Consider the following 20,196-nt stretch of genomic DNA (forward strand, 5'->3'; position numbering starts at 1 on the left):
TGCCGTAAACGGTATGAGAGTTGACTAGCATAAAAAAGGACAGAGAAGATGCGTCATCGCACCTTCTCTGTCCTTGAACCTGAGAGATTCGCCGTTCCCGGCTTCCCCTTTGGTGTTCTCTATGTAAGAGAAACTCTCCAGAGTACCGTCTTCTAGCAGTACTTTTGCCTGAGAGTTTCCTCCCTCGAAAAGCAATTTCAAGGGATTTTCTCCTTCGGCGTCTGGGTTTTCCAGATCTCTCCCACTAGTGTCATCCGATATAAATTATTTAGTATTTACTATATAGTAAGCCTTTTCTCTTATTTAGTCTAGTGCCTTTTGATTAATTTCTTCGGATAATGTCGTGACAATAACTAGCAAAAAATCCCGTCCCTCTTACAAAGGGACGAGATCACTCGCCGTATCACTCTGTCTCCCTAAACAATACTCAGATGTTTCATATACCGCATTCCGCGAATAAATAAAAATTATTTAATATATAAATAAAACTCATTTAACCCAGATAACCTTTTCATATGTTCTATGCCGAATCATCTTGTATAAGTAATAATTAATCCTTTAAAATAACTTTACGCAGGATAGTGACAAGCTTTGCTTGTCCTTCCGACTCAATCGGATCCACCATCCACAGACACAGAAAAGAAATTTTGCGGCTCTTCCATTCCTGCACGTACGTATCCATGTTTTCTTTAGAAAGGTATAAATGCGTCGGATCCTGTGAAGACATTAAACTCACAACGACACAACGTTGCTCAATGTTATCCATAACTTGAAATGCACGATCGAGCAAATCATCGCTCCCGGTCATTAACACATCTCCCGGGCGAAAATTGTGACTTGCTTCAGCAAATCCAACACTAAAAATATTAATATTTTTTGAATCTGATTGCAAATCGTCAATGGAAGGTAAGAGTTCGACCTCTTGGCGTCCTACCTTGCCAACGTAAATCTGATTCTCATCCTGATGCAATCCAAATCCTTGAATGAGAAAGTCGGGAGATATCTCACAAATTATTCTATTCATCGGTGACAATCCTTCTCCTTCAAAGTTATCTGTAGAACATTTTAACACGAAACTAAGCTAATTCGCAACAACAGAGCACTAAGCCCTTAAGCTATGACTTCATTCTGTCCTTGCAAATTCGCCAAATCGAGGTGGGCAAGCAGGAAAGACTTTAGTTGAGTCCTGAGTAAATCACGATTTCTCATAAGTCCCTGTATATCTTCTTGAATTTCGTCCCACCTTTTCTGTGCTTCAGACACTTTGTTTTGTTTTTCATGTTCGGCTTCCCTCAACAAGAGTTCGGCCTCATGACGTGCCGCCTGCTTAACTTCTTCTGCCGTTTGTTGAGCTAAAACCAGAGTCTGCTGCAGAGTATTCTCTAACTGACGATAGTGGCTAATTTCCGTTTCCAACCCTTTTGTCTTTTCTCGGAGTTCGAAGTTCTCGGCGTAAATGGTTTCAAACTCCTGGCTCACGTTCTCGAGAAACTTCTCAACTTCCTCGCATTGATAACCTCGTACTCCTTTGCGAAATGTTTTATTGCGAATATCAAGAGGCGTCATCTGCATCTCTCTTTCCCTCCTAATGCCGTTGTGACCGGAAAAGAACGATTTTCCAAGCCGTCCGTTCTTTGCGGGTCTGGGAACATTCCAAAAATTTTATACGCCCCTGCCCTCGGCAAGAAATTATATCGCCAGGTCGCACTTCTGCTTCCGCTTTGCTCACCACAAGACCGTCTCGTCTTACTTTACCTTGCGTAATCCACTGCAGCGCGTTAGACCTCGCAACCCCAAACGCATTGGCAATCAGCGCATCGATACGTGATGAATTAACTGTGATACGGCTTTCTTCACCTAAGTCAGGATACACATCTGGTTTTTCGCAATAAAGTGAAACTTCAATCTTTTCACGCCCTGCCTGTATCCAATGATCTATTAAAAACGAAGCAATCTCTGCCGTCGTGGCTATATAGAAACCCCGCCGACCCGCTTGAATGTCCCCCAACACATCTCGTTTAAACCCCAGACCCATAAGGGATCCCAAGATCTGGCGATGTTCCAGTTGAGCACGTGAATCCGATGGACGCACCCAGATGAGCGAAATGTCGGCATCTGTGGGATCCAGGGTTTCTCCCCAAGGACCCACAATAATCCGAACACGTTCTGCTTCAGGAAACCCTCCCTCAGTCCTAAACGAAAGATGTTCCTTCCTCAGAACAGCCTCAGCCCACTCCCGCATAGCAAAGCTTAAAAAAGGGGTGACTTGTTTTAACTCCTTTTTGAGCACCCCATCCACTTGATCTAAAAAATGGGCTGCTTCCAGACGCATTTCCTTTTCACTCCAAAATCCAAGGCTACTTCGATCTACCGAATGTTTCATGCTATTAGAAAAGCCTCCAGATCAAAGATCGAATGAGTTCCAATACGATGATAGCAATCATCGGGGAAAAATCGACTGGCATAGCACCCCCGCCGATTTGAAAGCGTTGAAAAGGCTTAATTATTGGATCTGTCACGTCATAAAGAAGGGTAACCAGCTTATTATTGTACGATATCAGATTCGGTACAAAAGAAAGGATTGCCCGAATCACAATCGCATAAATAAGAATTGTAATCACCTTATCAATAACTTGGATTAAAATAATAAGAAATCCCTCCTTATCTCGAACTTGGCCAGAACAATCCCTTATCTTTTAGTTCGTCACGCATTTCTCCAGAAATATCAACGTTATTGGGCACAAACAAGAAAATCCCATTGCCTACTTTCTGCATATTGCCATTTAACGCATAAGTTGTCCCACTAATAAAATCAACAACCCGTTTGGCTAACACCTTTTCCGTATTTTCGAGGTTAACAATAACTGGTCGCCGAGATTTCAGTTGATCTGCAATATTTTGAGCTTCTTCAAAGGAATTGGGTTCCATTACAACCACACGCATTTGTTTTTGAGTGTGAATACTCACAACCTGGGCATTTTTACGACTAGTACGCACTTCTTCTTGGACGTTTTTTTCTCTATCATCTTCTTCAAAAATCTCATCTTCAAGTTCCTCATCAGCGAATCCCATAATTCCAATTACTTTGTCAATCAATTTCGCCATATATATTCCCTCCCTTTCCAGGTTTAATTAGCCACGTTCATGAAGCAAACTTGGGCTAGAGCCCGAAGACACTGTCTTCGCACGTATTAGCCTTCTTTCAGCCCGCAGGCGCCGGCGATCGCCTTAGTTGCACTTATACTTCAAAGAGTATATAACCTTCAGTTATACTTTCTGCCTAGTGCCAAAAATCTGACGTCCAACACGGACAAGAGTAGCTCCTTCTTCAATAGCCAATTCGAAATCTTGACTCATCCCCATCGAAAGCTCTCGTAAATCTACTCCAGACCATTTTCGGGATTGCAAAGTATCGCGTAGTACTCGAAGCTCACGGAAAAAACCTTGTGTTTCAGCCGAACTCGCCTCCAACGCCCCAATGGTCATAAACCCATGAACTCGGACATGGGGATAATCCCCAATGGAATTTAAAAAGTCTGGCACTTCCTCTGGCATGAGTCCTGCCTTTGCGGGGTCCCGGGCGATATTTACCTGGACAAGTGTTGCCCAAATCATCTGACGCCGTTCCCCTTGCTCGTTGAGTGTCTCTAAGAGCGAGAACCGATCCAGCGAATGAATCAGCGAAATGTTTTGGTCCAAATACTTTACTTTATTGGTTTGCAACCTTCCCACCAAGTGCCATTCACAATCGTTTGGCAGAGAAGGAGCTTTCTCCAACCATTCTTGAACACGGTTTTCTGCAAAGGCTCGTTGTCCGGTCTGGTAAGCCCCCTCTAAGCTTGAAACCGGTTGAGTCTTAGACACAGCCAATAATCGGATGGTACTAGGGTCTCTTTTACTCCGTGCTACAGCTTGGTCTATCCGCTGACGAACTTTAATTAAATTTTGCTTGATATCCACAACTGTCAACATCAGAATATCCCCTCGCTTTAATTTCTACGCCCTTTCGTCGGTTTCCTGCTTGTCGAACCCAAACCTAAATATTTTTTACATTGGCTACTAAGCCTTCCAGTCCCTCACGCGGTGTAATCACGACAGGAATACCACTTGGAAGGTTTTCAATACAGGCTTGACTATCATCCTGATCAAGGACAGTTACTTTTTTGAACTGTACAACACCTTCATCCCAAAGAAAGATCCCTAGTTCCTCGCCCTGCGTCCAAAGTGCACTCTTCGGGACAAGAACTCCACTGGTCGAAGGGAGATAGCTCCACGTTACATCTTGACGCCTCTGGGCCGCTGATCCGTCGACATAATGAGGAAACTGGACAATCACTCCTTTAGGGGTATCAGATTTGCGTAGGATTTTAGCACTGACCGTTTGATTTCCCGCAGTTAAACGTAATGTTTTACCAACTGTGAGCCCATCGATACTTGGCAGTTCGATGAAGGCCTGGGTCGGGATGAGATTGTTAACTATTTTCCCTATAATCTCCCCTGCTTGTACCGTTGCTCCCGCAGTTTTCACGTTAGCTTTCTGAGCCAATAATTTATCCAAATCCATTGAATTGAGATTTTGGCTTGTTATGATAGATTCTAAACCATCGCTTTGATGAAAAAACAGTCCTCCCTTCGCTGCCAGAATCGTTTGTTTCATCCCATCCTGTGTCATTCCTGGCGCTGCGCCTTCGGCTTGGAGAATTGCCACAGCCTCCCCACGTCTAAAGCGTTGCCCATTTTCACCTAAAAATTGAATCTTTCCTGTGGACGGAGCAGATATCGGTATTTCCTCATTCGCAAACGTTGCCGTGACTTTACGTTCGTGGGTGATCGTTCCGGTTTGAGCCACTGCAAATTTTATATCCCCAGCGGTTAGACTTGAACGATAGGACCACAGGATTCCTCCAGTCAGAACGATGAATAAAATACCCCAAAACCAATAGATTGGTTTTCTTCTTTTTCCCTCCATTGCACCCTCCAACTCGATATTCGATATTCGCAGTTCCCATTCGAACCTCGAACTACGAACCAGGAACTACGATAACGCTCGTGGCAAATCACACGTAAAGACGGTTCCAACTCCTAGCTGAGAAGAGACATTAATACTACCACCCGTACCTTCCACCATGTGTTTTACAATACTTAGCCCTAGCCCCGTTCCGCCTTGCTCTCGCGAACGAGCCTTGTCTACTCGATAGAAACGTTCGAAGATCCGGGGCAAAATTTCTGCTGGGATACCACAACCCGTATCTCCAAATTCAAGGTGAATATATTCCCGACCCACTTGGGCGTGTAGCCAAACACGTCCCTCTGCCGTATATTTAACTGCATTCTCTAATAAATTGAGAAGAAGTTGACTTAGGAGATCTTCTCCGATTAAAAGTGAAGGCATATTTTCCGGAAGATCAACCTCCACTTTAATTCCCTTGGCCTCGGCAAAACTTTGAATCACCGGTTTGACTTTTTCGTATGCCTCTTGAACCGAACTTACTTTACTATAACTTACCTCAGCCCGATTTTCACGTCCCTCAATATGAGCTAACGTCAGCAGGTCCTCAATAAGCCGCTGTAAGCGCAAGGTTTCTCCTTGGATAATCTTCAAGAATCGGCTGCGTAAGGAAGGATCGTCTGCTGCACCGTCCAAAAGCGTTTCTACGAACCCTTTGATAGAAGTCAATGGAGTTCTTAGTTCATGAGAAACATTAGCAACAAATTCTGTGCGCATTTGTTCCAGGCGCCGAAGCTCAGTCACATCATGAATTACAATGACCGCACCCCTGGGTTTACCCTGCTCACTTAAAATAGGGTTAATCTGGCTTTGTACTGTCCTTTGAGCAATATTCGTTTCCCTCGTAGCTGAAGGCTGCCCGGAAAGCACTTTGCGAATTAAATGCTCTAGTTCAGAATCATAAGTAAGCTCCAACAAATATTCCAATTCTTTGGCCGTGCCTTGGCGTTCAAAAATTTTTTCGGCTGCAGCATTCACTAAAACAACTCGACCAACATGGTCCACAGCAACAACGCCTTCTTGCATGCCTGCCAAAATTGCTTCCATCTTGTGTGCTTCCTGGGTCCCCTTTTGAACGATCATCTCTACGTGACGTGAAAGGCTATTCAGTTCCGCTGTGAATTCCCCGATTTCATCCGTCGAATCTGAAAAATCGATGCGCTCAAAATCGCCTCTGGCAATTCGCTGGGTGGTAAAGTGAAGTTTCTCCAGTCGACGAGATAGTTGACTGGAGTAGAAATAAACAGCCCCTACAGGAAAGCACAAGGCAAGCACAACAACTCCAAAGTCAATCGGTAACCCAGCAGGCCCTAACCTAGCGCTCTCTCCAACCCAAAACAAAAGCAGAGCAAGCCCTGTCATGCCAAAAAAAAGTCCGGTCAATCGCCATTTAATACTCATACTTCTCAACCTTTGAAACGATAGCCAATCCCGCGTAGAGTTTCTATGTACTCGGGATTCGAAGGGTCCTTTTCCACTTTCAAACGCAGGTGACGCACATGTACATCAACCGTCCGAGTATCTCCGTCATATTCATATCCCCAAATTCGATCCAGGAGCTCATCCCGAGAATACACTTTACCCGGATGAGTTGCAAAGACACGTAGAAGCTCAAACTCTTTTGGGGTTAACTCAGTTTCCTCTCCTCGAACATGGACACGAAACCCTGTTATGTCAATCCGCAAATCTCCTCGGATTATTTGGGCGACCGTCTCCTCCGTCGAATTGAGACGACGCAAGCGAGCTTTAATTCGAGCTAACAGTTCTCGCGGGCTGAAAGGCTTGGTCATATAATCATCAGCACCGAGCTCCAACCCTAAAACCGTATCAATCTCCTCACCTTTGGCGGTTAACATAATAATAGGGATTTGCTGAAACTTGGGATTTAAGCGAAGAATTCGGCAAACCTCCAAGCCATCCATTCCCGGTAGCATGACGTCGAGAACAAGGAGATTCGGTAGCTCCTTCTCTATAGATTCCAACGCTTCCTTACCATCTTTCGCTACAGAAACCTGGTATCCTTCTTTTTCCAGATTAAATCTGAGGAGTTCTAGAATTGGTTCCTCATCGTCAACTACTAAAATTGTTGCCACCTAACTCCCCCTTAATCGTGGTTCGTGGTTCTTAGTTTCGTATTCAAACCACGAACTACTAACTACTAACTACGCGACGGATCCACCCTGCCATCCGTCCTGAACGGGCTCCATCACGCCGATACGAAAAGAACCATTCAGGATTGTCTGCAGTACAGACCGAAGCAACCTCTATATTTTCTAGACGAACCCCTTTTCCCAAGAACAACGTCTTGTTGGCCTCCCATAAATCAAGTAGATAATGCCCATCCTCTTGCCTATGCAGAAACGGTGTTTCGTGATAATTCGCTCGAAACTGTACTGCAACACGTTCATCCACTGAATAACAACAAGGACCAATGCTTGGTCCAATCGCAACCCAGGCATCCTCTGTGCGCCCTCCAGCTTCTTCAAAACACTCCAAGACTTTTTGCCCAATCTTATGGGCAGTGCCTTTCCAGCCGGCGTGCGCAATACCTACCGCCTTGAGATCGGGGTAATAGAAAAAAAGAGGGACACAATCCGCAAAAAAAGCCATCAGCCCGACAGAGCTCTGAGTCACTAATCCGTCCGTAGCAGGGATTGCCGTCTCCAATTCACGACTACCTCGGCCCCCGTCTTCCTCATTGATCCATAAGACATTCGTACCATGAACCTGTTCACCCACTGCAACCTTGGACAAGGGAACCCCCCACTGATCCAACCAATGCTCTCTGTTTTGCAAAACTGCAGTAGGATCATCTCCCACATGAAGCCCTAGATTAAACGAATCGTAGGGAACGTGACTGACTCCTCCTACACGAGTAGAGAAACCTAAGTCTATTCCTTCAGCTGACCATTTTGGAATGGTTAGATAGGTAAAGTTTCCTCTTTCATGCCACTTCCAGCTCATCCCTTCAGCTCCTTCGATTTCCTTTAAATATATCATTTAATCTCTCTGAGGACAAACCCGACCTTACTCCTATTAGGGTACAATTTCACCACAATGTGATTAATCATTCCTTAAAGTCCTGATAAAGAAAACTTGGCTGGCGCCCACACACGAAGACACTGTCTTCGCACGTATTACCCCTTCTCGCAGACACTGTCTTCGCACATATTAACCCTTCTTGCAGACACTGTCCCCGCACGTATTAGCCTTCTTGTTAGCCTTGGCGAAGGCAACTGCCCTAGTTGCACTTATGCGTTGGCCAAGGATGGCCGAGTGTCCCTGTAACCAAGACTCGAACAGAACGTTCGAGATTAGAGCGCTGCCATGGATGGCAAGGCGCCGTGATGGTGAGAAGGGACCTTCCAGAAAGTATGAAACAAAAAGTTATACTTTCTGACTAGTACAAAAAAATAAAGAGGCAGGAGCAGATATGCCCCTACCTCTTATCGACGGTCATCATTGTCTGTATTAAATTCAGGTAGATCATTGGCATCGACTAAGATGACGTCAACCCCAATTTTCTTAACACGATCCCACGGAACAACATAGTCTTCTGCCTTGCTACTGCCGAAAAAGCCCCAACTTCGCGAGGGTCCTGGCACAATAATCCCTTTGACGACACCCCGTTCGAGATCCAAATCAAGGTCTTTAATTGGCCCTAACCGACGTCCATCCTTGACATTCACAACATCCAATAATCGTAAATCTGAGATCCTCATTCTAAGCCCCCCCTAATCGATGTTCGGGGTTCGAGGTTCGATGATTCGAAGTCGAATATCACGTATAGCCCCGATATAAGTTCAACTATGACTTATGAAAAACGCTGAAGCTTGATCATAAGTAAGTTTCCTATAGGTCATCATATGAGGGAGGGACAAAAAATAGCCTACTGTTGATACATATTTACTTTATGAGTATCACGAAATATCTAGCCTCGTTTCATAATCGAGTTTTGTGGCTCGCAGTTCGAATCTCCTACAGTCCTTTTGCGTCGTGCTTGGTGCTGGTGTATCCGACTTTGGACTCTGACATCTGACCTCCCGGATTCACACATACTTGCGCATGTGTTGCATAGCAGCTTTCTCCAGACGGGATACCTGAGCTTGTGAGATTCCAATCTCGTCAGCTACCTCCATCTGAGTCTTGCCATCAAAAAACCTCAAAGACAAGATGAGTTTTTCCCGTTCGCTGAGACGTCGTAAAGCTTCTCGGACTGCTAGCCCTTCAATCCAACCTTTGTCAGACTGCTTATCATCTCCAATTTGATCCATTACAAAAATAGGATCTCCTCCGTCATGGTAGATCGGCTCAAATAAGGAAATCGGTTCTTGAATAGCATCTAAGGCGAAAATCACATCTTCACGTGGCAGAGAAAGCTTAGCAGCGATTTCTGTAACGGTTGGTTCTCGTGAGCAATCACAGACTAGCTGATCTCTTACCTGAAGGGCCTTATAGGCAATATCCCTCAACGACCGACTCACCCGTATTGGATTGTTGTCTCTCAAGTATCGACGTATTTCCCCGATGATCATAGGGACGGCATAAGTAGAGAATTTAACGTTTTGTCCAAGGTCAAAATTGTCTATAGCTTTCATCAACCCGATACAACCAACCTGAAAAAGGTCATCTACATATTCTCCCCGATTCGTAAACCGCTGAATCACGCTGAGAACAAGACGAAGATTCCCATGGATAAGTTTGTCTCGAGCGCTGCGATCTCCAGCCTGATAAATTACAAACAACTCTTTCATTTTCACGCTGGATAAGACAGGCAACTTTGAGGTGTTCACTCCACAAATCTCAACTTTATTTAATGCCAAACTACGAGCACCTCCCCAGCAAATTCTGTTGGGAAGTATGCCCGAACACTGTTTAGGTTATTCCAATCGACAAAATTCTTTGCGTAATCTACGAATAATTCTTTTCTCGAGCCGTGAAATGTAGGATTGTGAGATTCCCAGTCGATCAGCTACTTCTTTTTGTGTTTTTTCCACCCCGTTATCCAACCCGAATCTCAATTCCATAATCACCTTTTCCCGGTTTGTTAACCTTCCCATCGCTAAATGCAACAACTGCCGATCAACCTGTTCTTCAATTGGCTTGGAGATAATGTCATTTTCGGTACCTAAAACATCTGAGAGCAGTAGTTCATTACCATCCCAGTCAATATTCAATGGTTCATCAAACGATACTTCAGAACGAGTTTTATTATTTCGTCTAAGATACATTAAAATTTCATTTTCAATACACCGAGAAGCATAGGTCGCTAGTTTAATTTTTTTCTGAGGATCAAACGTATTTACCGCTTTGATTAACCCAATTGTTCCAATCGAGACAAGATCCTCAATCCCTATCCCAGTATTTTCGAATTTACGGGCAATATACACAACAAGGCGCAAATTCCGTTCAATTAAAATATCTCGAATGGACGGATCCCCCATTTCGAGGCGCTCCAAGAGGACCCCTTCTTCGTCTGAGTTAAGTGGTGGCGGGAGCGCTTCACTGCTTCCAACGTAATAAATCCCTCTAACTCCACAGATTTTTTGAAGGAGCATAAACCATAGGCGTCTAACGTTATCTTGAACATCACTCCACCACTTCATTAATCAATCTCCACCTTTCTGCATATGTTCTGGGTGTAGTAACGCTTGGTATTCACCCTCTGAACTTAGCACTTGCTTAACGAGTGCCACCGTTGCATGGATTTGTCGAGATCCCGTTTTGTCAAAACACGTCACGCGCTGAGGTCTCAACCCAAGTAGCCAGCTTTGTCGATCAATTGCTTGAAAAGGTATAAAAACTAGGTGTTTTACTAAACCAGGATTGACCTTCCATAATAACGGCCAAGGGTCAGCGTAGTCTTTCCACGGAATGTTTAGAAATGATCGCACATGATCAGGCATTACACTAGCGGCAATCTCCTCTTCCAGCAAGATAACAGGAAGCCCGGTTAACGGATCTCGCAAATGGTTCCCGGTATCCAACAACGCTTTAATGCAGACAACCCCACTATGTTCATCACCGCCAAAATCAATTTCCAAATCGTAAATGATTTGCTTCAGCACTGCGTTTTTTTCCTGCCATCGCAGCCAAAGACGCTGCAAAAGCCACCACATTAATGCCCCTAGCGGAAGTATCCAAAGATTACTTACGGCCAATGTAAAGAGGCCACTACCTAGTTCATCATCAAATTGCACCCACCCCCATAAGGCATACACAAATCCACCGAGTCCTGCAGAAAGAAGCCAAAACCCAACCATTGCTTTGAGAAAAGTGTATACTCTACGCATCGGGAAAGCGGCTCCGACCATTAGAAATGGAACAACCCATTTACTTAACGTGGTCCATGGCGGAGTGGAATAACAGGCTAGAACCACCGGGATTTCACCGAGAAGGACAGCGGCTAGTATCCGGGTTGGCCGGAGCGGAAGACGAATGAGTCGGCTGGTAAGAGTGAGAATAAATGCATCCATCCCTCCGTTAATGAGAATATCCAGATCGAGATAAGTCTCTACTACGCCCATCAGGTGCATCCTTTCCATACGCTTCTCAGAAGATTATATCTAAAGACGGTAGTAAAAGCTGTCGCTTTCGGTGGGTCGTAATGGTATTTTTTAGGAGAACCAGTGCGAGTGATGTAGGGTTTCATCAATGAGCAATATATATCGACAAGATGTACGAACTTATATGATAGATGACACATTGGAATGCGTATTTAAACAAAAAAAAACCGCCTGTAATAAACAGTGGCCGGCTGATAATGAAAGCTGTAAACTAAAGAAAACTTGGCTGGCGCCCACACGAAGACACTGTCTTCGCACGTATTAACCCTTCTTGCAGACACTGTCTTCGCACGTATTAGCCTTCTTCCAGCCTTAGCGCAGGCGGCTGCCTAGTTGCACTTATGCTACAGAAAGTATGCAACAAAGTTATACTTTCTGATAAGTACTAAAAAGTCTCTGTCGGTTGACAGAGACTTGAGATGTAACAACGTCTTAGATTTGATGGCCACTTCATGCTAGCCTGAGGTTGTCGACTTTTATTTTTTAACCTAAATAAAGTTTACAAAATACTATTAACGACGACGCCTTAGAAACTCTGGGATATCGATATCTACTTCCGTCGCAACCGGTTTGATTATGTTATCTTGGGCTTTTCCAGGTGCAAGACCAAAGCCAGCCCACTGCTGATCAAAACCTGTCGCGATGACGGTAACTCTGATTTCTTCCTTGAGATTCTCATCGACGACTGCGCCAAAGATAATATTTGCCTCAGGATCAGCAGCTTCTGCAATAATTCCGGCAGCTTCGTTTACTTCAAAAAGAGTTAAATTAGTCCCACCAGTAATATTAAGCAACACTCCTTTGGCTCCTTCAATCGAAGTTTCCAACAGTGGGCTGGAAATTGCTTTACGGGCAGCATCCGCTGCACGGTTTTCACCAGTTGCCTGACCAATGCCCATTAGAGCCGATCCAGTATTTGACATAATGGTCTTTACATCGGCAAAATCCAAATTGATTAGGCCAGGAACTGCAATTAAATCTGAAATCCCTTGTACCCCTTGTCGCAAGACATCATCGGCAATGCGAAAAGCCTCATGAATCGTAGTGTGCTTGTCCACTACTTGCAACAAACGATCATTCGGAATCGTGATAAGAGTATCCACTTTACTCTTAAGTTCAGCTATTCCTTTTTCTGCCTGCATAGCCCGTTTACGGCCTTCAAAAGTAAAAGGGCGCGTAACCACACCAACCGTCAAAGCTCCCATTTCCTTGGCAACTTCTGCAACAATAGGTGCCGCACCTGTGCCGGTTCCGCCTCCCATCCCTGCTGTGACGAAAACCATATCCGCACCCTTTAACACCTTAGCAAGTTCTTCACGGCTTTCTTCTGCTGCTTTAGCTCCAATTTCGGGATTTGCTCCAGCTCCAAGTCCTTTAGTCAATTTTATCCCTATTTGAACTTTTTGGCCTGCGCGGGAGAGCTGTAAAGCCTGAGAGTCAGTATTTACAGTTACAAAATCTACCCCTTGTAAGCCGGCAGTAATCATTCTATTTACCGCATTGTTCCCACCACCACCGACACCAATAACCTTGATTTCTGCAAATTGGTTTAAATCCGTATCAAATTCTAGCATCTAAGGCTTTAACCCCCTCGCTTCATTCTGACCTGCCTTGCTTTCAAAAATGCAGGCTATAACTATTAATCAACTTTGTTGTCCAAACGCTCGCTTGCCTTGCAAACAGGCGTGAAACATGCCTATAAACGCGCAAAAACTCTACGTTCAGTACTTTAAATTCAATGACGTAATAAATTCTATATGTTAATGCTTTATCCCTTTTTTTGAAACAAAAAACTTTTTGCTAAAATATTAAATTACGCACCATACTTTTCCTCTATTACTATTACCTTTTTAACAGATGACGGCGTATGCTCCCAATATTTTGAAATAGTCTTACGCCAAATGCAACAACAGCTGCCAAATAAAGATCAACTCCAATCCGATCTCCGACGTAAGCCAAAAAAGCTGCGAGAAGCATGTTAATAAAAAAACCACTCAAAAACACAGAGCTATCAAAATGGTCTTCCTGTGCGGAACGTATCCCGCCTAAAACGGAATCTAAAGCTGCTAAGATTCCGACAGATAAGTATTTAGCATATTCAATTGGCACGGAAAGTGGGCTGACATACCCTATGGCCAATCCTAAAACTAAACCCAATAACGGTAACCACATGTTACTTGTCCTCCCTGATTTAGCGGCCGATGACTGGCTTTGCCGCCGTAAAATCAATGTATCGAACCCCTTGTTGAAATGATTTATACTCTTTATCGCTTACTAGTTGAAAAAGAGCATTTAATTTATCTTTCCAATCATTGGCTTGTCCAAGGCGAACTTCTACTCCGCTGGTCAAGAACACTGTAATTTGTTGACTAGGATCAACATGGAGTTCACCGATCTGAGCAAGTAAACCTGTTGGAGCTTGTCCCAGAAGGTGAAGTGCTGCTGTTAGTGAAGGGTTACCTAGGCTTTGCCCTGGTCCAGCGGTATCCATAAGATTAATTCCAGTAATCACTGGGTGATCCGTTTTAGGCCAACTCTCTAAACGACGTAAAAAGGTCCCTTGTGAATCAACCTCCACAACCCCCTTCGGAACAACGACCAAGGCAACCGGAGTTCGTTCAGTCACTTGAATGACAAGTGTGTGAGGGAGCTTCCGCTGAAACTGAACACTTTGGACTAACGGATGTAATGAAATTTTATAACTTAGCTCTGCTTGATCAAAGAGCAATAAGTTTTGTCCTTGAACCCCAGTAGCCAATTTCAAGATTTCGCTTTCCGGGATCAGTTTAAGCCCTTGCACCGTTACATTTTGAACTCCGAATGCACTGGAACGCAAAAACTGCGTCAAACCCAATGCAAGCAAAATCGTCAAGACAGCAACATAGAGAAAGGACGTATTCATTTTCTTGGGTTGCATTTCGCCTTTCCTCCTTGTCCCAAGTATAACGAATACAGTCCTATTCTGTCATGCCTTTTTGAGAGACTTTTACTGACAAAATACACCAATATTCGATGAACTTTATTTCGAGGCACGATGCTCGTGGCAAAATCGATACTCGAAGTTCGTGGTTCGATATTCGAATTGTGAATTCGATTCTGCGAATCGTGCCTCGCGCTTCGCCTTTACCCCTTCTGGGTAACACGCAGAAGTTTGGCACCTAAATGATGATACTTTTCTTCTAAATTTTCATAGCCACGATCAATAAAATCTACTTTTTCCAGCACAGTTACTTCCTCTGCTGCTAATGCTGCAAGAAAGAGTGCTGCCCCAGCCCTCAGATCTGTGGCTTCCACGAATGCCCCTTCAAGCGTTTCTACCCCACGTATAATAGACGTTCTCCCCTCAACCGTGATTTGCGCACCCATACGACGTAACTCATCCACATGCTGAAAGCGGTTTTCAAAAATAGTTTCAGTAATGATACTAGTTCCTTCCGCACACGAGAGCATAGCCATAAACTGTGGTTGCATGTCCGTTGGAAATCCCGGATAGGGCATTGTCTTGAGGTCCACGCCCCGAATTCTCCCTCGCTGTTGAACACGAATCGAATCATCCTGAAAGGTCACACTGGCACCTACCTGGCGCAATTTAGCAATGACAGGTTCTAAATGTTCGGGTACAACATTCTCAATGACCACATCGCCTTCAGTCATGACCGCTGCAACCATATGCGTGCCCGCTTCGATCCGATCCGGTATGACTATATGTTCTGCAGGATGAAGCATATCCACCCCGTCTATTCTCAAGACGTCCATTCCTGCGCCTCGTACTTTTGCTCCCATCTTATTAAGGAAATTTTGCAAATCAATAATTTCCGGTTCGCGTGCGGCATTGCGAATCATAGTCGTTCCTTTAGCTAAGACAGCAGTCATCATAATATTTTCTGTTGCACCAACACTTGGGACATCCAGGTAGACATCAGCCCCTAGTAACTGATCTGCCCATGCCTCGATATACCCATGTTTTTCTTTAACCTTCACACCCAATTGTTGAAGGCCCTTTATATGTTGATCCATTGGGCGCGAACCAATGGCACACCCTCCCGGTCGAGATAGTTTCACCCGTCCACTCCGGGCTAGTAATGGACCTAAAATTAGATTAGAAGCACGCATTTGGCGCATAAGCCCTTCGTCGACATGGCAGGACTCTAATCCTCCAGCATTGATGAGCATAGCCTCATTTTGGCGTTCTACTTTACAGCCCAGGTGCTCCAGCACCTGAATCATATGCGTAATATCAGCTAACTCCGGGATTTCTAGTAAGGTCGATGTCCCTTCAGCGAGCAAGGTAGCTGCCAGTAAGGGAAGAGAAGAGTTTTTTGCCCCGCTTACCCGAATATTTCCTTCTAACCGCTGTTTTCCGGTGATAACATAGCGATCCAACGCCATGATCTTACCCCCCTTTTCGTCGATGTAATCAGTTCGAGGCACGAGGCACGAGGCTCGATGTCCGAATTGTGAATTCGATTCTGTGAATCGAATTACGAATTGGACTTGGAGCGATTAAGAATTCTGCGAACTTTGTTCGCCTTCGATTCGTGCATCGTACCTCGTGCGTCGTGCATCGTTAAAGTACGCTACTTCCATTTGCAATTTGATTCCATACTTTGACTGAACATCTTTTGATATAGCATCAATTAACGCAAGCACATCCTTAGCCTTGGCGTTTCCGGTATTTACAATAAAGTTAGCGTGTTTGTCTGAAACCTGTGCTCCACCGATACTTTTTCCTTTCCAACCAGCAGACTCAATTAAACGACCAGCTGAATCGCCCGGTGGATTCCGAAAAACGCTCCCAGCATTGGGTTTTTCAAGTGGTTGATTGACCACCCTATTCCTTAAGTTCTCCTTCATCTGGCTTAGAATTTGTTCACGATCCCCTGGAGAAAATGCAAGTTGGGTCTCAACCACCCATGCGTTGCCTCGCAAAGAGCAGGACCGATAAGCAAATTCAAGCTCAGCTCGTTCTAGCTTTTTCACTGTACCATCTTCCCAAAGGGCCGTGACACTAATTATGTGAGGAGCTATTTCGTCTCCATGAGCACCAGCGTTCATCATAACAGCACCGCCCACGGATCCTGGAATTCCCCGAGCAAACTCAAGACCACTCCACCCTCGTTCTCCTGCTTCTTGAGACAGATGCGCTAGAGTGTACCCCGCTTCAACTTGAACCTTGTACTCACCCCATTCAATCGCGCGGAGAGACGTGGTCACCAAAGTAATTCCGGGAAGTCCTTCATCTGGTAATAGAAGATTTGAACCCCGTCCAATCAGCCAAACGGGGATTTTTGCTTCTCGCGCACGCTGCCACAAGATCGACATATCTGCCGAAGTTTGAGGCCAATACACTATTTCAGCGGGCCCACCAATCTTCCACGTATTCAGGAGGTCCAGCGGGTAATTTTTCTCCACACGCCCTGGCATTCCATCCAAAATCATCCTTGTTCCACCTCAAGTTATCCGTCATTATTTGGCTCTTCCAAAGAGGGCTAAGGGCCAACCGAATATCTAACCAAGAAACTCCTAAGTCTATACACATAGCTATATCCTGACAAGCTATTTGCTCTTCTGTAGGTTCCAACCACCTAGGCATTTGACCAATAAATTTCAAGCCCTCTTGCTCACGATAAAAGTCAATCCCAGTTTCACGCACCACCCAAGTCGCTTTTTTTTCGACCTGAACGGTTCCTCTTTTTAATAAATTTTCTTCCACCAGATCCGCTAACCAAGATTCCGGTATTAGCCAATGTAAACCTTGCCTTCTTTCGAATTTCCATTTTCCGTCAGTTGTCAACCAAAGAATGGTTGGTTCAAATCCGGCCCCATTTAATAAATGCCCTAGCAAGGGGCGTCCATCTAGAAAAACCATCGGTTCTGATAATGGGATGATTAGTTCATCATCCAAAATATTATGTATGAACGATTGAATAGATTGCTGATTCACTCCTAGTTCGAGTGCCTTATTTCTCCAGAAATCGTCTGGCTTCTCCTCTGGCCAGAAGACCCATTCTGTCGCAATACCTAATTCCTCGGGCGGAGATGAGGGAGTACAATCAAATGGCTTCTCAAACCAGCTTTCTGAGAATTCTCGGCTTAAATCCTCCGTTGCAGGTTCAACCTCGGAAAATTCCAGCTGAATCCCATTCAGAACGGCCCGAACTCCGTCTATTCCGGGAGCCGCAGAAGAAGCAACCAATTGTATTTTTCGTTTTGGCCACACCATGCTCACTCCTTTTCTTTGTTACTGCCATATGCTATGCAGTGAAGTAAAAAGGTGTGAGCGAACTCGATGTTCGATATTCGCTATTCGTGTTCGAACTTCGAAATCAATGTCCATATGTTTGTTATTTGTTATTTCGAACTACGAACCACGCATATCGAACCACGCTTTAGTGCCATGCCGTGGCCCTACAGAGATTTACAATTTTATTTAAAGCCTCCGGTTGTGCTAGCGTGCGAGCGGCATCTCCCATTTTTGCGAGAAGTTTAGGTTGCGAAATTAGCCCTTCTATTTCCTTCCACAATCGTTCTCCATCTAATTCTGAGTCCAAAATTATTTGAGCTGCGCCAGCCTGAACTAGAGCTTGGGCATTATGCTCTTGATGGTTCTCAGCTGCATATGGATAAGGAATTAAGACACTAGGAATACCAACAACCATCAACTCTGCCAAAGAAGCTGCCCCTGCCCGTCCGATAAATATGTCCGCGCAGGCTAACGCTTCCGGCATGTCTTTCAAATATTCAAGGATACGCCAGCCCGAACGTTCCCAAGATATTCCTCTTCTCTTAAATTCTTCAATAGTTTCTTCATACGTTGTTTTGCCGGTTGCCCAAATCACCTGAATATCCTTGTATTGCGCGAGGTGCTCTAAGACCCCTGTCATGGCCATATTTAACGTACGCGCCCCTCTACTTCCACCGGTCACTAGTAACGTTAGGCGATCCGGTCGTAATTTAAAGTGCTTTGCCCCAACCTCGCGAGAAACCTGGCCAATTTCCGGACGAACTGGGAGCCCAACAAGTTCTAGTTTTTTCTTTGCGCCAAAATGCTCAGTGCTCTCAGAAAAAGTTACCATAACACGGCGGACAACTCGTGCCAATAGACGATTGGTAATCCCAGGCAAGGCGTTTTGTTCATGAAGCAACGTTGGAATGTTAAAAAGGGCAGCAGTCAAAACAACCGGCCCAGACACATATCCCCCGGTTCCAACCACAAGGTCGGGATGAAATTGACGCAGTAGTTTTTTCGTCTCCCAGAGGGCCTTAAAACTTCCACCTAAAACTTTTATCGTATCCAAACTTAATTTGCGCGGAAGTCCTTTCCCTGAAATCCCAGCAAACTCAAGTCCCGCCTCTGGCACCAAACGCGCTTCCATCCCGTCGCGTATTCCCACGTAAAGAATTTGAGTCTCAGCATCACGCGCTAGCAAACCTTTGGCAATAGCTAACGCTGGATAAATATGGCCACCTGTTCCACCACCGGTCAACATTACTCGCACCGTCTATACCCCTTTTCCTTACCGTACTTCTCGGGAAATATTCAGAAGCACTCCAACGCCTAGCATTGTAAAGACAAGTGATGTGCCTCCATAACTTATAAATGGTAAGGTAATCCCGGTTACCGGCAATACCCCGCTAACGACACCCATGTTAATCATCGCCTGAATAGATACCATGGCCGTTAAACCAACTGCGAAGAAACCCGTAAAAGCGTCCGGGGCCCTCATTGCAACTCGAAACCCCCGCCAAGCGAAGAGGAAAAAAAGCAAGACTACCAAGGACGCACCAATAAAACCGAGTTCCTCTCCAATCATTGCAAAGATAAAATCTGTATGGTTTTCCGGCAAATAGAGGAATTTCTGACGACTCTGCCCTAAGCCCAAACCAAACAATCCACCCGGGCCCAACGCTAAAAGTGCTTGAATCGTCTGATAACCATTTCCCAATGGATCAGCCCACGGATCTAAAAAAGCAAAGATACGACGCATTCGGTAAGGAGCTGCTGCTATGGCGGCGACCACCAAACCAAGCCCTGTCCCTCCTAAGCCCAGAATATGTCCAGCCCTTGCCCCAGCCGCAATCAACATAAAAAACGTTGTAGCCGCTATGACCAAAGTCGTACCCAGATCTGGTTGAAGCATAATCAGCCCAGCTATCAACCCCATTAAACCGAGAATAGGCAGAACCCCTTTGCGAAATGATCGAATCTTATGAGGGTCAAGAGCTAGTACATGGGCCATCACTAACACCATGGAAAGCTTAATCACTTCCGAGGGCTGAATTGATAATGGCCCAAGCCCGATCCAACGGTCAGCACCATTTACTCTGCGCCCAATGCCCGGTATTTTGACCGCAACCAATAAGGCAATCGCTACATAAAGGGCTGGCTTAGCAAATCTACGTAACAAACGCAAATCCACAACCATGCTCAGAATCATCGCTACCAGCCCCATAACCGCCCATAAAATTTCCATCTTGAGAAAATGATAAGGATCGTCAAACTGAATGTACCCTCTAACTGCACTCGAACTATAGACCATAACGAACCCTATCCCCAACAAAGCTAAGATCGCTCCTAGCAAGACCATATCTGGTCGGTGATACCTTCGCACATATAGTTCC

Annotated in this window: 22 protein-coding genes and 1 riboswitch; all 22 genes read right to left on the reverse strand. The window is 44.9% G+C overall.

Annotated elements, in window-relative coordinates; translation table 11 throughout:
* Positions 1–146: 146 nt before the first annotated feature.
* Positions 147–254, reverse strand: a riboswitch (glycine riboswitch).
* Between the two features lie 296 nt (positions 255–550).
* The 22 genes from DOT_RS16140 to spoVE all read right to left on the reverse strand — a co-directional run bounded on the left by DOT_RS16140 (position 551) and on the right by spoVE (position 20,186).
* Entirely contained in the window at positions 551–1,024 is a 474-nt protein-coding gene (locus DOT_RS16140; RefSeq protein ID WP_040412471.1) for a hypothetical protein, read from the reverse strand.
* 86 nt (positions 1,025–1,110) lie between these two features.
* Positions 1,111–1,572: a DivIVA domain-containing protein gene (locus tag DOT_RS16145; RefSeq protein ID WP_009620948.1), complete on the reverse strand. Its 462-nt coding sequence runs from the start codon at positions 1,570–1,572 to the stop codon at positions 1,111–1,113.
* Between the two features lie 13 nt (positions 1,573–1,585).
* Positions 1,586–2,383 carry a YlmH/Sll1252 family protein gene (locus tag DOT_RS16150; protein ID WP_009620955.1) on the reverse strand — a complete coding sequence of 266 codons (798 nt, stop codon included), beginning with the start codon at positions 2,381–2,383 and terminating at the stop codon, positions 1,586–1,588.
* 4 nt (positions 2,384–2,387) lie between these two features.
* On the reverse strand, positions 2,388–2,621 hold the full coding sequence (locus DOT_RS16155) for a YggT family protein (protein ID WP_009620956.1): 234 nt from the start codon (positions 2,619–2,621) through the stop codon (positions 2,388–2,390).
* A 40-nt stretch (positions 2,622–2,661) separates the two neighbouring features.
* Positions 2,662–3,105, reverse strand: a complete 444-nt coding sequence (gene sepF, locus DOT_RS16160) for a cell division protein SepF (protein ID WP_009620957.1) — start codon at positions 3,103–3,105, stop codon at positions 2,662–2,664.
* A 162-nt stretch (positions 3,106–3,267) separates the two neighbouring features.
* Entirely contained in the window at positions 3,268–3,960 is a 693-nt protein-coding gene (locus DOT_RS16165; RefSeq protein ID WP_009620958.1) for a YggS family pyridoxal phosphate-dependent enzyme, read from the reverse strand.
* A gap of 76 nt (positions 3,961–4,036) precedes the next feature.
* Positions 4,037–4,969, reverse strand: coding sequence for an HlyD family efflux transporter periplasmic adaptor subunit (locus DOT_RS16170; RefSeq protein ID WP_009620959.1), 933 nt, complete (start codon positions 4,967–4,969; stop codon positions 4,037–4,039).
* A gap of 66 nt (positions 4,970–5,035) precedes the next feature.
* Complete coding sequence (locus DOT_RS16175; RefSeq protein ID WP_040412476.1) at positions 5,036–6,409, reverse strand: HAMP domain-containing sensor histidine kinase; 1,374 nt, start codon at positions 6,407–6,409, stop codon at positions 5,036–5,038.
* A gap of 5 nt (positions 6,410–6,414) precedes the next feature.
* Positions 6,415–7,101, reverse strand: coding sequence for a response regulator transcription factor (locus tag DOT_RS16180; RefSeq protein ID WP_009620961.1), 687 nt, complete (start codon positions 7,099–7,101; stop codon positions 6,415–6,417).
* 58 nt (positions 7,102–7,159) lie between these two features.
* The gene (gene pgeF, locus DOT_RS16185) at positions 7,160–7,972 is read right to left on the reverse strand and encodes a peptidoglycan editing factor PgeF (protein WP_040412496.1); all 813 of its coding nucleotides are present in this window, start codon (positions 7,970–7,972) and stop codon (positions 7,160–7,162) included.
* Between the two features lie 482 nt (positions 7,973–8,454).
* Positions 8,455–8,730: a YlmC/YmxH family sporulation protein gene (locus DOT_RS16190; protein WP_009620965.1), complete on the reverse strand. Its 276-nt coding sequence runs from the start codon at positions 8,728–8,730 to the stop codon at positions 8,455–8,457.
* Between the two features lie 327 nt (positions 8,731–9,057).
* A complete protein-coding gene (gene sigG / locus DOT_RS16195) occupies positions 9,058–9,831 on the reverse strand; it encodes an RNA polymerase sporulation sigma factor SigG (protein WP_009620967.1) in 774 nt (257 codons plus the stop codon).
* Between the two features lie 57 nt (positions 9,832–9,888).
* Positions 9,889–10,614 carry an RNA polymerase sporulation sigma factor SigE gene (sigE, locus tag DOT_RS16200; RefSeq protein WP_009620969.1) on the reverse strand — a complete coding sequence of 242 codons (726 nt, stop codon included), beginning with the start codon at positions 10,612–10,614 and terminating at the stop codon, positions 9,889–9,891.
* 3 nt (positions 10,615–10,617) lie between these two features.
* A complete protein-coding gene (locus tag DOT_RS16205) occupies positions 10,618–11,535 on the reverse strand; it encodes a sigma-E processing peptidase SpoIIGA (protein ID WP_040412479.1) in 918 nt (305 codons plus the stop codon).
* Between the two features lie 551 nt (positions 11,536–12,086).
* Positions 12,087–13,148, reverse strand: coding sequence for a cell division protein FtsZ (ftsZ, locus tag DOT_RS16210; protein WP_009620973.1), 1,062 nt, complete (start codon positions 13,146–13,148; stop codon positions 12,087–12,089).
* A 268-nt stretch (positions 13,149–13,416) separates the two neighbouring features.
* A complete protein-coding gene (locus DOT_RS16215; protein WP_009620974.1) occupies positions 13,417–13,746 on the reverse strand; it encodes a small basic family protein in 330 nt (109 codons plus the stop codon).
* A gap of 19 nt (positions 13,747–13,765) precedes the next feature.
* Complete coding sequence (locus tag DOT_RS16220) at positions 13,766–14,491, reverse strand: cell division protein FtsQ/DivIB (protein WP_009620976.1); 726 nt, start codon at positions 14,489–14,491, stop codon at positions 13,766–13,768.
* Positions 14,492–14,697: 206 nt separating this feature from the next.
* Complete coding sequence (gene murA, locus DOT_RS16225; protein WP_009620978.1) at positions 14,698–15,963, reverse strand: UDP-N-acetylglucosamine 1-carboxyvinyltransferase; 1,266 nt, start codon at positions 15,961–15,963, stop codon at positions 14,698–14,700.
* Positions 15,964–16,077: 114 nt separating this feature from the next.
* The gene (murB, locus tag DOT_RS16230) at positions 16,078–17,013 is read right to left on the reverse strand and encodes a UDP-N-acetylmuramate dehydrogenase (protein WP_192807823.1); all 936 of its coding nucleotides are present in this window, start codon (positions 17,011–17,013) and stop codon (positions 16,078–16,080) included.
* On the reverse strand, positions 16,928–17,797 hold the full coding sequence (locus tag DOT_RS16235) for a hypothetical protein (RefSeq protein WP_009620981.1): 870 nt from the start codon (positions 17,795–17,797) through the stop codon (positions 16,928–16,930). Before DOT_RS16235 ends, murB begins: the two co-directional genes overlap by 86 nt.
* A 166-nt stretch (positions 17,798–17,963) precedes the next feature.
* Positions 17,964–19,073, reverse strand: a complete 1,110-nt coding sequence (gene murG, locus DOT_RS16240) for an undecaprenyldiphospho-muramoylpentapeptide beta-N-acetylglucosaminyltransferase (RefSeq protein WP_009620983.1) — start codon at positions 19,071–19,073, stop codon at positions 17,964–17,966.
* Positions 19,074–19,091: 18 nt separating this feature from the next.
* The gene (gene spoVE, locus DOT_RS16245; protein WP_040412481.1) at positions 19,092–20,186 is read right to left on the reverse strand and encodes a stage V sporulation protein E; all 1,095 of its coding nucleotides are present in this window, start codon (positions 20,184–20,186) and stop codon (positions 19,092–19,094) included.
* Positions 20,187–20,196 lie beyond the last annotated feature (10 nt).

This window comes from Desulfosporosinus sp. OT (assembly GCF_000224515.1).
Lineage (GTDB): Bacteria > Bacillota > Desulfitobacteriia > Desulfitobacteriales > Desulfitobacteriaceae > Desulfosporosinus.